The following is a 14020-nucleotide window of genomic DNA, read 5'->3' as shown; positions in this document are numbered from 1 at the left end:
CCCATGACCCAGCGTTCGCTCGACCGCCTGATCCGACCCAAAACGATCGCCGTCTTCGGCGGCAGAGAGGCACGGCGCGTCATCGAGCAATGCGACCGCATGGGATTTGCCGGCGAAATCTGGCCGGTGCATCCGACACAGGAAAGCGTGCTTGGCCGCCGCTGCTATCGCTCGGTCGCCGACCTGCCTGACGCGCCGGACGCCGCCTTCGTTGGCGTTAACAGGGCGCTTACCGTCGATATCGTGAGGGAGCTCTCCTCCAGAGGCGCCGGCGGCGCCGTCTGCTATGCCTCAGGCTTCAGTGAGGCTGTGGCCGAACTGGCTGATGGCGCGAACTTGCAGCGCGCGCTCGTCGAAGGGGCAGGTAGCATGCCGATCGTTGGGCCGAATTGCTACGGCATGATCAACGGGTTGGACGGCGCCCTGCTCTGGCCCGATCAGCATGGCATTGTCAGAACCGAGCGCGGCGTTGCGATCCTTACGCAGTCCTCCAATATCGCCATCAATCTCAGCATGCAGAGGCGCGGCCTGCCCATCAGCTATCTGATGACGGCGGGCAACCAGGCGCAGACAGGCCTGTCGGACCTTGCCCGAGCCGTCCTTGAAGATCCGCGTGTGACGGCCGTCGGTCTGCATATCGAAGGCTTCGGCGATATAAGGGCGCTGGAAGGGCTCGCCATGCGCGCCCGAGAGCTGAAGAAGCCCGTCGTCGCACTGAAGGTCGGCAAATCCGAACAGGCTCAACGCGCCACCGTTTCGCACACCGCCTCACTTGCTGGCAGCGATGCAGTGGCCGACGCCGTTCTCGACCGCCTCGGCATCGGCCGCGTTTCGACGCTGCCGGAGCTGATCGAGACGTTGAAACTCCTGCATGTCGCTGGCCCGCTCGAGAGCAATGCGATCTCGTCGATGAGCTGTTCGGGCGGCGAGGCGTCGCTGATGGCCGATGCTGCCGTGGGCCGGACTATCGAGTTTCGTGCGTTGAAAGCCGAACAGCTTCCTGCCCTGCGCGCAACTCTCGGCCCGATGGTGACGCTTTCCAATCCGCTCGACTATCACACCTTCGTCTGGGGCGATCTGGGCCGGCAGACGGAGGCTTTCAGCGCCATGTTCGCCGGCGGCTATGCCCTCAATCTGCTCGTTCTCGACTTCCCGCGCGCGGATCGTTGTGATGGCGCCGACTGGATGATTACTGTTGCAGCGGTTGCCGCGGCCGCGAAGCGGACGGGTGCCCGCGCCGGCATTCTGGCGACCTTGCCCGAAAACATGCCGGAGGCGATCGCACAACGGCTGATCGAAAGCGGCATCGTGCCGCTCTGCGGTATCAGCGAGGCGTTGACCGCAGCGGATATGGCCAGCGACATTGCCAGGGCATGGAATAGGCCGCAACCATTGCCGCTTCTCAGCGCTTCCACCGCCGAAGGCGAGGTCGAGACCCTGAGCGAAGCTGCCGCCAAGGCGGAACTTGCCGCTGCGGGCCTCGCCGTCCCACTAGGCAGGACCGCCGCCACGGCAAGCGAAGCGGCCGATTGCGCGGAACAACTCGGTTTTCCGGTGGCGCTCAAGGCGCTCGGTGTCGAGCACAAGTCCGATGTCGGCGCGGTTAAGCTCAACCTATGGGATAGGAATGCTGTCAGAGACGCGGCCGAAGGCATGGCCGGTTTCTCACACGGATTCCTTGTCGAGCGGATGATCGATCGCCCTATCGCGGAGCTGATCGTTGGCGCGGTCCGCGATCCGGTCGTCGGCTTGACACTAACCGTTGGCGCGGGCGGAATTCTCGTGGAATTGCTTGAGGATTCCGTCGTTTTGCCACTCCCCGTGACGAAAGCCGAGGTTCTCGAGCGGATTTCGCGGCTGAAGGTCCGGAAACTGATTGAGGGCTATCGCGGCGATACCGGCAGCAGCCTTGAAATCGTTGCTGACGCCGTCCTATCAGCGGCAGAATATGTCGTAACGAACGCCGCACATCTTGAAGAACTAGACATTAATCCATTGATGGTTCTAGCAGAATCTCGGGGCGCCATTGCGGCGGATGCCCTCATCCGGCGAAGGAGGTAGCGGAAGTTGCAAGACCCCATTCGAACCCGCTCCGAAGACGGCATCCTCGAGGTCATCATCGATCGGCCCAAGGCGAACTCCATCGACCTGGCGACCAGCCGCAAGATGGGTTTGATCTTTCGTGACTTCCGCGACGACCCAGATCTGCGCGTCGCCATCGTGACCGGCGCCGGCGAGAAATTCTTTTCCGCGGGCTGGGATTTGAAGGCCGCCGCTGATGGCGACGCCGTCGATGGCGACTATGGCGTTGGCGGTTTCGGGGGGATGCAGGAACTGCGCGACCTCAACAAGCCGATCATCTGCGCCGTCAACGGCATCTGTTGCGGCGGCGGGCTGGAAATCGCTCTGTCGACCGATCTCATCATAGCCGCGCCGCACGCGACCTTCGCGTTGCCCGAGATCCGCTCCGGCACCGTCGCCGATGCGGCGTCGATCAAGCTTCCGAAGCGCATCCCCTATCATATCGCCATGGACATGCTGCTGACCGGCCGCTGGCTCAACGTCGAAGAGGCGCATCGCTGGGGCTTCGTCAACGAGATCGTCATGGCCGACAAGCTGATGGACAGGGCCTGGGAGCTCGCCCGCCTGCTCGCAAGCGGTCCGCCGCTCGTCTACGCAGCGATCAAGGAAATCGTTCGTGAAGCGGAGGGTTCGACGTTTCAGACTGCCATGAACAAGATCACCAAACGGCAGTTTTCAACCGTCGACATCCTCTATTCGAGCGAAGATCAATTGGAAGGCGCACGGGCTTTCGCAGAGAAGCGAGCCCCCATCTGGAAAGGAAGGTAGGAGGCGGCAGCAACCGCTGAATTTCCCGCATGCTCGCGGGCAACAGGCTTCAGGCGGAAGAGGAACCGTGACCTGAAGTGGCTTGCTCGGGAGCTTTGTCAACACGGCAAGAAGAAGGAACAGGGGAATGAACGATTATACGAAATATCTGACCAGCCGCGTTACCGCCGGCGGGCTTAGCCGCCGCGAATTCATGGGACGCGCAATGGCCGCGGGCGTGACTTTGACGCTCGCCGACAAGCTCTTTACCGAAAGTGCAATGGCAGCCGAACCGAAGCGCGGCGGCCATCTGAAGCTTGGCCTTGAAGGCGGTGCTGCAACCGATTCCAAGGATCCGGCAAAATTCCTGTCACAGGTCATGTTCTGCATCGGCCGCTGCTGGGGCGACATGCTGGTGGAATCTCACCCGCTGACAGGCGCCGCCGTTCCCTCGCTCGCTGAATCCTGGGAGCCGTCGAAGGATGCCGCCACCTGGACCTTCAAGATCCGCAAGGGCGTGAAATTCCACAACGGCAAGGACCTGACGATCGACGACGTCGTCGCCACGCTCAAGCGCCATACGGATGCGAAATCGGAATCCGGCGCGCTGGGCGTCATGAAGTCGATCAAGGAGATCAAGGCCGATGGCGACAATCTCATCCTGACGCTGACCGAAGGCAACGCCGACATGCCGTTGCTTCTGACCGACTATCACCTCGTTATCCAGCCGAATGGCGGTTATGACGATCCCCTCGCCTCGATCGGTACCGGCCCTTACAAGCAGGTCAGCTTCGAGCCCGGCGTACGCGCCACCTTCGAGCGCAACAAGGACGACTGGCGTACCGACCGCGGCTTCGTCGACAGTGTCGAAATCATCTGCATGAACGATGCGACGGCTCGCATCGCCGCGCTCTCATCCGGCCAAGTCCATTACATCAACCGTGTCGATCCGAAGACCGTGGATCTTCTCAAGCGTGCGCCGAACGTCGAAATCCTGGCCACCGCCGGCCGCGGCCATTACGTCTTCATCATGCATTGCGACAAGGCGCCCTTCGACAACAACGACCTGCGCCTGGCACTGAAATACGCCATGGACCGCGAGACGATGGTCAAAAAGATTCTTGGCGGCTACGGCAAGGTCGGCAACGACTTCCCGATCAACGGCACCTATGCGCTCTTCCCCGAAGGCATCGAGCAGCGCAAATATGATCCCGACAAGGCCGCCTTCCACTACAAAAAGTCTGGCCATAGCGGTTCGGTCTTGCTGCGCACCTCCGAAGTCGCCTTCCCCGGCGCCGTCGATGCCGCAGTTCTCTATCAGGAAAGCTGCAAGAAGGCGGGGATCAATATCGAGGTCAAGCGCGAGCCGGGCGACGGATACTGGACGAACGTCTGGAACGTCCAGCCCTTCTCCACCTCCTACTGGGGCGGGCGGCCGACGCAGGACCAGATGTATTCCACCGCCTATCTCTCGACGGCGGACTGGAACGACACGCGCTTCAAGCGCCCCGACTTCGACAAACTCCTGCTTCAGGCCCGCTCCGAACTGGACGAAGCCAAGCGCAAGGAGCTCTATCGCGCCATGGCAATGATGGTGCGCGACGAAGGCGGCGTCATCCTGCCGATGTTCAACGATTTCGTGAATGCCTCCACCAAGCAGGTGAAGGGCTATGTCCACGATATCGGCAATGACATGTCGAACGGCTATGTCGCGACCCGCGTCTGGCTGGACGCTTGATGCCTGAAGCGGGCGAGAACGCCCTGATCTCCAACGCAGCCGGGACCGCGAAAGCCTTTCGCGGTCCTCCCGACGTTTCAGGCAATTTCAGGAAAATGCGCAGCTGTTTTCCATTCGGAATTGCGTAAAACAACAAGAGAGAGCGGCACAGCGATTCCTGTAAAACATGGAACCGCTCTCAGTGCGAGGCATCGGCCATGTCCAATTCACCTCCCGGCACCGTTCTGCCCGGGCTGAGGTTCAAGCAGCGTTTTCCGCTGCTATCCCTCATTATCGAGCGTTGCGTGCTCAGCATCATTTTGCTGTTTGCCGTCTCGGTCCTGATCTTCGGCGGGCTCGAAGCCCTGCCCGGCGATTTCGCCACCACTTATCTCGGCCAGTCGGCAACGCCACAGGCGGTCGCGAATATCCGCGAAGAGCTTGGCCTCAATCGGCCGGTTGTCACCCGCTATGTCGAATGGCTCGGCAATGCCGTCAAGGGCGATTTCGGCACCTCCTGGGCCAGCAAGAATTCAGTTGGCGAGCAAATAGGCAAGCGGCTCGGCAATTCGCTGTTTCTAGCCGGCTTTGCGGCGTTGATTTCGGTGCCGCTGGCGGTTTGCCTAGGCATGCTCGCCGTCCATTTCAGGAACCGAATGCCTGATAAGATCATCAATGTCATCTCGCTGGCGGCAATCTCTCTGCCGGAATTCTTCATCGGCTATCTCCTCATCATGTTCTTCTCGGTCAAATTCGGTATCGCGACTTTTCCGGCCACAGTTTTCGACGGCATGGGCTTCGTCGATCGGCTGAAGGCAATCGCGCTTCCGACCGCAACTCTGGTCCTTGTCGTACTCGCTCACATGATGCGCATGACGCGGGCGGCCATTCTCTCCGTCATGTCTTCGGCCTATATGGAAACGGCGGAACTGAAGGGGCTCTCCGCCTTCCGCGCCATCGTCAAGCACGCCGCCCCCAATGCGCTGGCGCCGATCATCAACGTCATCGCGCTGAACCTCGCCTATCTCATCGTCGGCGTCGTCGTCGTCGAAGTTGTCTTCGTCTATCCGGGCATGGGCCAGTACATGGTCGATGCGGTGACGGTGCGGGATATGCCTGTCGTCCAGGCCTGCGGCCTGATCTTTGCCGCCGTCTACATCTTCCTCAACATGACGGCCGATATTCTCGCCATCATCGCCAACCCGCGTCTGAGGCATCCGCGATGAGATTGAGAGACATTCCCATCACCGCCTGGGTCGGCATGACAGGTATTCTGATCGCCTTTATCTGCGCGATCTTCGCGCCCTGGATCGCCCCTTTCGGCGAGACGGAAGTCGTCGGCAACGTCTGGCAGCCGGCCGATGCGCAATATTTTTTCGGTCTCGACAATCTCGGCCGCGATATCCTCTCGCGTCTGATCTATGGCACCCGCACGACGCTCTTCGTCGCACTGGCGGCAACGATCATCTCCTTCTCGCTCGGCATCATCCTCAGCTTTACCGCCGCCGTCTCGCGCGGATGGATCGACACGGTCTTTTCGCGCTTTAACGACTTGATGATGTCGATCCCGACGCTGATCTTCGCGCTCGTGGTGCTCGCAGTCCTGCCGCAGAACCTGATCGTGCTGATCCTCGTCATGGCCATTCTCGATTCCACCCGCGTCTATCGCCTCGGCCGCGCCGTAGCGCTGGATGTCGCGGTCATGGAATTCGTCGAAGCCGCTAAGCTGCGCGGCGAAGGCAAGATCTGGATCATCTTCCGCGAGATCCTGCCGAATACGCTGTCGCCGCTGCTAGCGGAATTCGGACTGCGCTTTGCCTTCTCGATCCTGTTTCTCTCCACCCTGTCCTTCCTCGGCTTGGGCATCCAGCCGCCGGCAGCCGACTGGGGCGGCATGGTCAAGGACAATAAGGACGGCATCATCTTCGGGATTTCAGCCGCGCTCGTGCCGGGCTCCGCCATTGCGGCACTCGCAATCTGTGTCAATCTGGTGGTCGACTGGCTCCTAAGGCGCACCTCCAGCCTCAAGGGAGGGCGTGGCGATGCCTGAGCTTCTTTCCGTCCGTAATCTCAAGATAGAGGCAACCAGCTATCCGCCGGGCGAGCCGCCGAAACGCGTCACCATCGTCGATGGCGTTTCCTTCGACTTGCAGAAAGGCAAGGTGCTCGGGCTGATCGGCGAGTCCGGCGCCGGCAAGTCCACCATCGGCCTTTCCGCCCTCGCCTACGGCCGTGGCGGCGCCGAGATTACCGGCGGCCAGGTGCTGCTCGACGGCACCGACATCCTGCCGCTCGGCAAGTCCGGCATCCGCCGGATCCGCGGGGCACGGGTCTGCTACGTCGCGCAATCGGCAGCGGCCGCCTTCAATCCGGCGCATCGGCTGGGCGATCAGGTCATCGAAGCAACGGTGAAGCATGGCCTGATGACGAAGGAGGAGGCAAGGAAGCGGGCGCTCTATCTCTTCCGCGTGCTTGGCCTTCCCAATCCGGAAACTTTCGGGGACCGCTATCCGCATCAGGTTTCCGGCGGCCAGCTGCAGCGCGCCATGACCGCCATGGCGCTCTGCTCCAATCCGGAACTGATCGTCTTCGACGAACCGACGACCGCGCTCGATGTCACCACGCAGATCGATGTGCTTGCAGCGATCAAGCACGCCATTGAGGAGACGCATACCGCTGCGCTCTACATCACCCATGACCTTGCCGTCGTTGCCCAGATTTCCGACGACATCATGGTGCTGAGGCACGGCAAGACGGTGGAATATGGCAGCGTCCAGCAGATCATCGAGGAGCCGCAACAGGACTATACCCACGCTCTCGTCAACGTCCGCCAGGAGATACGTGCAGAAGCCGCCGATCAGACGAGCGCGCTTTTGAAAATCGAAAATATCAGCGCGCAATACTCCAATGGTTTCAGAGTATTACATGATGTTTCTCTACACGTTCCTAAAGGCCAGACTTTGGCAGTGGTCGGCGAGTCCGGTTCCGGAAAATCGACGCTTGCCCGCGTCATCACCGGCCTGCTGCCGCCGAGCGACGGGCGGATTTCTTTCGACGGCAAGCCGCTGACGCCTGCCTTGAAAGACCGCTCGCGGCAGGAACTGCGACGTATCCAGCTGATCTACCAGATGGCGGATACCGCCATGAACCCGCGTCAGACCGTGCGCGATATCATCGGCCGTCCACTGACCTTTTATGATGGCCTGCATGGTGCAGCAAAGACCGCACGTGTGAAAGAACTGCTCGATCAGATCGAGATGAGCAACGGTTTCATCGACCGCTATCCGGCCGAGCTATCGGGCGGCCAGAAACAGCGTGTCGCCATCGCGCGCGCGCTCGCAGCCAAGCCGGAACTCATACTGTGCGACGAGCCGACCTCGGCGCTCGATCCGCTGGTTGCCGAAGGCATTCTGAAACTGCTCCTGAAGCTGCAGGAAGAGTCGCATCTCTCCTACGTCTTCATCACGCATGACATCGCTATCGTGCGCGCCATCGCCGATAGCGTCGCGGTGATGCATCGCGGCAAGCTCGTTCGCTTCGGCCCGAAATCGCAAGCACTGTCGCCGCCCTTCGACGATTACACCGACTTGCTGCTGAAATCCGTTCCCGAAATGGAGATCGGCTGGCTGGAGCGCGTACTGACGACCCGAAAGATGGAGAGCGCCGGAAATTGAAAGCTCAGCGCAGCAGGCGCGCGCTGAGTTCGCGAGCAAGCGTGCCGGCATTGCGACCGACAATCATGCTCTGGTGGTTGCCGGCAACATCGACCCAATCCGCATGCGCAAGAAAACGCCTCCATATGGTCTTGGGATCGCAATCGACCGGTGAGCCTTGCAGGCTGCGGTAGAAGGTCAGCTCGCCGTCATAACAGCTCGGTTTATAAAGACCCTTCATACGCAGGAGTTGTCTGGCAGCTGCATCATAGAGCGGCGGATAATCGCCCATCCATTGCGGCGCCAGCTCCGGATAATAGGCCGAATGCGGATCGGCGTAACGGAAAGAAAGGGGCTTCAGTTTTTTTGCGAGGAGTTCTCGTCGCTCGATAACCGACCTGCTGGCCTGAGCCGATACTTGACGGCGTGGCTGAGAATCGGTTTTCCGTAGGTTCTTCTTTCTGGTTCGGGCGCGCCTCCAGCGTTGCCACATGAACCTGCCCCACGTCGTCAGCGGCCACTCCTGCTCGCCAAACGGGGTATCAAGCATGCCAAGGAATGCAATCTTTTGCCCCTGCGCTCTCAGGACGCGGGCAAGCTCCAAGGCAAAAACACCACCAAACGAATAACCGAGCAATCGATATGGCTCGCTGATCCCTGCGGCCTGCAGCGCTCTCAGCGTGCTTTGGATCTCGTCTTCCACCGTGGCCGGATGTCGACGATCGCGATTGAAGGCCGTCAATGCAACGCCAAGGATCGGTCCTGGAAAGCGAATTTCCTTGATCAATTGCTGCATTTCCAGGAAGCAGCTTGCTCCGCCGGCAAATAGCAGCAACGGCGCCGCGCCCTCCCCGCCACGGAGCTCTATGATTTTCGGAGAGACTGAGAGGTCTTCGTGATTGGAAATTGCAAGGCCGAGGACATCGAGGGTGCGATGGCGATAGAAGACATTGACATCCAGCTCCTCCCCGGTTTCGCTCCACAAGCGCTTGATGAAATTCAAGATCCGGTTGACTGAAACGGCATCGGGAATGTCGGCGTCGCGGTCCAAATTAACCTTTGCTTCTTGGCGAAGCAGATCGTTGATATAGGCACACGCACTGGGATCTGCATCCATTCTCGCAGAGAAAAGCATCTAGGCATCCCCAAAATGTCGAAGTATGCGTCACTAAACGATATGATGACCGCCATTCTTATAAAGCGATCCTTAATATATTCCGTAGAAGCACAACTTTTTCTTGCATTTTGGGTTTTTCGCTGTTGAGCCCCCGCGAAGACTAACAAAGCCCTTCGGCAATCGGTGTCGTCAATACTCGGCTGGCACCGCATACACTTCGGCCGAGGGATCCGCAAGAAACGAGCGTACCGTCGGCGGCAGTTGCCGCGATGACAGCGGCAGCGGTCCGCAGCGCGACAGAAGTTCTCGCAGATCAGGCTCGGCACCCACATGCCGCCAGATCATCCGCGAGGCGTAGGGGAGGTTTTCCCTTCGCCAGGAGACGCCCATTGTCGTCCCGCGCAGATAGACGCGCTGGTGCTCGTCGAAGGGCAGGAGGATCGTCTGCGACAACATGGAATTCGGGCCTACCACACGCTCCGTGATGAAGATGCGGTTTCGATAAAACGCCGCCAAACCCACATATTTCGAGAATTGCTGAATGCCATTTCCAGGATCGCGCAGACGTTCCATCGACTTGACGTGCACCAACCCACCCTGCTCGATCAGACGACTGCACGAACACACAACCATTCCGGGCCAGGACGGCGAACGATGATAGGTCTGGAAATAGCCGATGTGACGCCTGAGCGCGATCAGGTTTCCGGGAAACGCTTTGAGGAGATCGGAACCTTCATTGACGCCGAGGGCAGGTTTTCGAAGACGTTCACGAAACAGCTTCGGAGCGAGGCTAAAGTCGGCTGCATCAAGATCGAAATAGTTGGCGATGCGCGCCAGATTGTGGGCAGACGGTCTCGTCTGGCCGTTGATGTACCGGTTGAATTGTTGCCGGTTGATATCGATTGCGCGGCACAGATGCGAAATGGAGCGTTGCGTTGCGCAGGCAATTTTGAGGTTCTCGACCAAGTGAGGCATCGGTAGCTCCGCATTGACGACGACTAGCGTAAACTTGCTTAAAGATGCGTCAAGTCGCGAAATTGCGTGGGCTGAGCCGGCCTCTACGTTCTCACCTACAAAATGGAAACGAGGGAACTGTCATGACGCAACAAAAAGATCAATCTTCTCAGCTGAATATGGGCCGCCGCCACTTCCTCGGCGGGGCAGCCGCGCTGGGTGCACTGCCGGCACTCACCTCCGGCCTCCTAATGCCCCGCGATGCTCAAGCACAGGAAGCGAAGCGCGGTGGTCATCTGAAACTCGGCCTCAAGGGCGGCGCCACCAGCGATGCGCTCGACCCGGCAACCTATAGTGCCTCCGTCTTGTTCGTCATTGGCCGCCTCTGGGGCGATACGCTCCTCGAATCCGATCCGAAGACCGGCGCTCCCTTGCCGTCGCTAGCATCCTCCTGGACGCCCTCGGCTGGCGCTTCCGTCTGGACCTTCAAGATCCGCAACGATGTGCAGTTTCACGACGGCAGCAAGATGACGGTCGCCGACATTGTCGCGACATTGAAGCGGCATGCGGACAAGAATTCGCAGTCGGGTGCTCTTGGGCTTATGGCCTCGATCACCGGCATCGAAGAAAAGGCGGGCGATCTCGTCCTCACGCTTTCCGAGGGCAATGCGGATCTGCCTCTGCTTTTGACCGATTACCACCTGATCATCCAGCCGAAGGGCGGCGTCGACAAGCCGGCGGCAGCTATCGGCACCGGCCCTTACATTCTGAAGAGCTTCGAGCCGGGTGTTCGTGCCACCTTCGAGAAGAACCCTAGGGATTGGCGCTCTGACCGGGGCTTCGTCGACAGCGTCGAAATCCTCGTCATCAACGACAACACCGCCCGCATTGCAGCGCTCGCCTCCGGTCAGGTTCATTTCGTCAACAATGTCGACCCGAAAACCGTGCCGATGCTGCAGCGGGCACCGACCGTCGAGATCGTCCGCAATGCCGGCAAGGGCTTCTACTGCTTCCTGATGCATTGCGACACGGCGCCCTTCGACAACGCCGATCTTCGGCTCGCGCTGAAATATGCGATCGATCGCCAGTCGATCCTCGACAAGGTTCTGGGCGGCTACGGGACGATCGGCAATGACTATCCGGTCAATTCCAACTACGCGCTCGCGCCGACCGATATCGAACAGCGCCCCTATGATCCAGACAAGGCCGCCTTCCACTTCAAGAAATCGGGTCTCGATCGCCCCGTTCAGCTGCTGACGTCAGACGCAGCGTTTCCAGGCGCGGTGGATGCGGCGATCCTGTTCCAGCAAAGCGCACGCAAGGCCGGCATTGCGATCGACGTGAAGCGCGAACCGGAAGACGGCTACTGGACCAATGTCTGGAACAAGCAGCCTTTCTGCGCATCCTTCTGGGGCGGCCGTCCTACGCAGGATTCGCGCTACTCCACCTCCTACCTGTCAACCGCCGAGTGGAACGATACGCGCTTCAAGCGCCCCGACTTCGACAAGTTGGTGTTGCAGGCGCGATCCGAGCTCGATGAAGCCAAACGCAAGGTGCTTTATCGACAGCTGGCAGTGATGGTGCGAGACGATGGTGGCCTGATTTTGCCCGTCTTCAACGACTACATCATGGCCTCTTCGAAGACGCTGAAGGGATACGTGGACGATATCGGCAACGATATGTCGAATGGCTACATCGGCAGCCGTGTATGGTTTAATGCCTAAACCTCTTCTGGATATATGATCATGGCCGAGCGCAGCTTCACCACCATCGAAAATCAATGGATCACCCTGAAGGACGGAACGCGGCTTGCCGCGCGCATATGGATGCCGGAAGGGGCGGAGAGCGATCCCGTGCCTGCCGTTTTCGAGTTCCTGCCGTACCGCAAGCGCGACGGGACAAGTCCGCGTGACGAATCCACCTACCCGGTCTTCGCTGCAGCAGGCATTGCCGGCGTTCGTGTCGATATCAGAGGCTCCGGCGAATCCAGCGGCGTCATCGATGGCGAATATACAGAGCTCGAGCTTGCGAATGCCTGCGAGCTGATTGCCTGGATCGCAGCACAGCCGTGGTCGAATGGGTCGGTCGGCATGATGGGCATTTCCTGGGGCGGTTTCAACTGCCTGCAGGTCGCAGCGCTGAAGCCGCCCGCGTTGAAAGCGGTGATTTCGATCGCCTCCACGGTCGATCGATATAACGACGATATCCACTACAAGAACGGCTGCCATCTCTCCGCCCAACTCTCCTGGGCGGCGACCATGCTCGGCTATCAATCGCGCTCACCCGACCCGGCCATCGTTGGCGACGACTGGCGCGATATGTGGCTGGAGCGCCTGGAAAAGGAACCCTTCTTCATGGAAGAATGGCTCCAGCACCAGCGTCGTGACGATTTCTGGCGGCATGGCTCGATCTGCGAAGATTTTGCAGGCTTCGATATCCCCGCCATCGTCATCGCCGGCTGGGCTGACGGTTACCGCAATACGCCGCTGTTGGCGGTCGAAGGCCTCGGGGATAAGGCGAAGGCGCTGATCGGCCCGTGGGTTCACAAATATCCGCATTTCGCCTGGCCGAAGCCGCGGGTCGATTTCCACGGAGAAGCCATCGCCTGGTGGAACCACTGGCTGCGTGGCGAACGTAACGGCGCGGAGGCCATGCCATCGGTGCGTGCCTATATTCTTGACGCCATAAAGCCCGCCAAACGCCGCGACTTCGACCCCGGTTTCTGGATCGCGAAGCAAGAATGGCAGCAGCCAGAGATGCAGTGTTTCTATGTCGAGCAATTCGGCACGCTGATGGAAGGCATGCCAATCCCGCACGCACCGGAACATCCCGTCTATCTGCGCTCGCCGCTCGACACGGGTACGGCCTCGGGCGAATGGTTCACCCTGAAGCCGGATGCGGAAATGGCGATCGATCAACGCGTCGACGATGCCGGCTCGCTGACCTTCCAAACCGCGCCGCTGATCGAGGATCACGACTATCTCGGCCGCCCCGTCGTCACCTTGACGCTCAGATGCGACGCCGAAACCGCCAATCTCTGCGCAAGGCTCGTCGATATCCATCCGGACGGCACGGCAACGCGCGTTTCCTTCGGCGTGCTCAACCTCGCCCACCGCAACGGCGATGCCGCGCCGGAGCCGCTGATCAAGGGTCAGCAGGTCAGAGTGACTGTGACGCTCGATGCCTGCGGCTATCGTTTCCGCAAGGGGCACCGCATCCGCTTGTCGCTGTCGACAGCCTATTGGCCGATGGTCCTGCCGCCACCGGAAGATCCGGGCCTGGCGATCGACATCGCCTCCATCGGCCTTGCTTTGCCGAAGCTCGGTGCGCATGAGATCATCGACATCAAGCAGCCTGACAATCCCGATCCGCTGCCGAAATATATCGAACACGCACCAGGCTCGACGAAGCGGCAGGTGATGCGCGATCTCTCGGCCGGCGTCACCCGCTATGAAATTCATGAGGACACCGGCCTCTCCGAACATCCCGGCACCGGACTTTCCACACGGCAGCTGCGCGAAGAGGTCTGGTCGATCGCGCCGGACGATCCGCTATCGATGACAGGCATCTCGACATGGACCTGTGACATGAGCCGCCCCAGCTGGTTCGTTCGCACGGTGGCGACATCGTCCATATCCTGCGCGGCAAAGGACTGGATCATCAGCGCCTCCGTCGTTGCCTATGAGGGCGAGACCGAAATCTTCCGGAAGACCTTCGAGGAGAAACGTATCGCCCGCGACCTGATGTAGT

At 60.1% G+C, this 14020-nt stretch carries 10 protein-coding genes; 8 read left to right on the top strand and 2 right to left on the bottom strand.

What is annotated here, in order from left to right:
• The first annotated feature begins 3 nt into the window (after positions 1-3).
• The 6 genes from FBZ99_RS17475 (at position 4) to FBZ99_RS17450 (ending at position 8220) form a co-directional block, all read left to right on the top strand.
• Positions 4-2061, top strand: a complete 2058-nt coding sequence (locus tag FBZ99_RS17475) for an acetate--CoA ligase family protein (protein ID WP_113351104.1) — start codon at positions 4-6, stop codon at positions 2059-2061.
• Between the two features lie 6 nt (positions 2062-2067).
• Positions 2068-2850: a carnitinyl-CoA dehydratase gene (locus FBZ99_RS17470; protein ID WP_113351103.1), complete on the top strand. Its 783-nt coding sequence runs from the start codon at positions 2068-2070 to the stop codon at positions 2848-2850.
• 127 nt (positions 2851-2977) lie between these two features.
• Complete coding sequence (locus tag FBZ99_RS17465; RefSeq protein ID WP_113351102.1) at positions 2978-4567, top strand: ABC transporter substrate-binding protein; 1590 nt, start codon at positions 2978-2980, stop codon at positions 4565-4567.
• Between the two features lie 197 nt (positions 4568-4764).
• Positions 4765-5772: an ABC transporter permease gene (locus tag FBZ99_RS17460; protein ID WP_113351101.1), complete on the top strand. Its 1008-nt coding sequence runs from the start codon at positions 4765-4767 to the stop codon at positions 5770-5772.
• On the top strand, positions 5769-6596 hold the full coding sequence (locus FBZ99_RS17455) for an ABC transporter permease (protein ID WP_113351100.1): 828 nt from the start codon (positions 5769-5771) through the stop codon (positions 6594-6596). Before FBZ99_RS17460 ends, FBZ99_RS17455 begins: the two co-directional genes overlap by 4 nt.
• Complete coding sequence (locus tag FBZ99_RS17450; protein ID WP_113351099.1) at positions 6589-8220, top strand: ABC transporter ATP-binding protein; 1632 nt, start codon at positions 6589-6591, stop codon at positions 8218-8220. Before FBZ99_RS17455 ends, FBZ99_RS17450 begins: the two co-directional genes overlap by 8 nt.
• 4 nt (positions 8221-8224) lie before the next feature.
• Here the strand turns inward: FBZ99_RS17450 and FBZ99_RS17445 are convergent, their stop codons facing one another.
• Both FBZ99_RS17445 and FBZ99_RS17440 read right to left on the bottom strand, forming a co-directional pair.
• On the bottom strand, positions 8225-9316 hold the full coding sequence (locus FBZ99_RS17445) for a thioesterase domain-containing protein (protein WP_233788762.1): 1092 nt from the start codon (positions 9314-9316) through the stop codon (positions 8225-8227).
• A 189-nt stretch (positions 9317-9505) separates the two neighbouring features.
• Positions 9506-10291: a helix-turn-helix domain-containing protein gene (locus tag FBZ99_RS17440; protein ID WP_113351097.1), complete on the bottom strand. Its 786-nt coding sequence runs from the start codon at positions 10289-10291 to the stop codon at positions 9506-9508.
• Between the two features lie 122 nt (positions 10292-10413).
• On the opposite strand from FBZ99_RS17440, the gene FBZ99_RS17435 reads away from it, so the two are divergent.
• Both FBZ99_RS17435 and FBZ99_RS17430 read left to right on the top strand, forming a co-directional pair.
• On the top strand, positions 10414-11994 hold the full coding sequence (locus FBZ99_RS17435; protein ID WP_145634136.1) for an ABC transporter substrate-binding protein: 1581 nt from the start codon (positions 10414-10416) through the stop codon (positions 11992-11994).
• 21 nt (positions 11995-12015) lie between these two features.
• The gene (locus FBZ99_RS17430) at positions 12016-14019 is read left to right on the top strand and encodes a CocE/NonD family hydrolase (RefSeq protein ID WP_145634134.1); all 2004 of its coding nucleotides are present in this window, start codon (positions 12016-12018) and stop codon (positions 14017-14019) included.
• Position 14020: the final 1 nt, after the last annotated feature.

The sequence above is a fragment of the Rhizobium sp. ERR 1071 genome, from assembly GCF_007828675.1.
Lineage (GTDB): Bacteria > Pseudomonadota > Alphaproteobacteria > Rhizobiales > Rhizobiaceae > Rhizobium > Rhizobium dioscoreae.
The sequence above is the reverse complement of the archived record's forward strand: the minus strand, read 5'-3'. Positions and strand labels throughout refer to the sequence as shown.

Coding starts and splice junctions, on each gene's coding strand:
- FBZ99_RS17475 (WP_113351104.1), top strand. CDS start 4: ATGACCCAGCGTTCGCTCGACCGCCTGATCCGACCCAAAACGATCGCC.
- FBZ99_RS17465 (WP_113351102.1), top strand. CDS start 2,978: ATGAACGATTATACGAAATATCTGACCAGCCGCGTTACCGCCGGCGGG.
- FBZ99_RS17460 (WP_113351101.1), top strand. CDS start 4,765: ATGTCCAATTCACCTCCCGGCACCGTTCTGCCCGGGCTGAGGTTCAAG.
- FBZ99_RS17455 (WP_113351100.1), top strand. CDS start 5,769: ATGAGATTGAGAGACATTCCCATCACCGCCTGGGTCGGCATGACAGGT.
- FBZ99_RS17450 (WP_113351099.1), top strand. CDS start 6,589: ATGCCTGAGCTTCTTTCCGTCCGTAATCTCAAGATAGAGGCAACCAGC.
- FBZ99_RS17445 (WP_233788762.1), bottom strand. CDS start 9,316: ATGGATGCAGATCCCAGTGCGTGTGCCTATATCAACGATCTGCTTCGC.
- FBZ99_RS17440 (WP_113351097.1), bottom strand. CDS start 10,291: ATGCCTCACTTGGTCGAGAACCTCAAAATTGCCTGCGCAACGCAACGC.
- FBZ99_RS17435 (WP_145634136.1), top strand. CDS start 10,414: ATGACGCAACAAAAAGATCAATCTTCTCAGCTGAATATGGGCCGCCGC.
- FBZ99_RS17430 (WP_145634134.1), top strand. CDS start 12,016: ATGGCCGAGCGCAGCTTCACCACCATCGAAAATCAATGGATCACCCTG.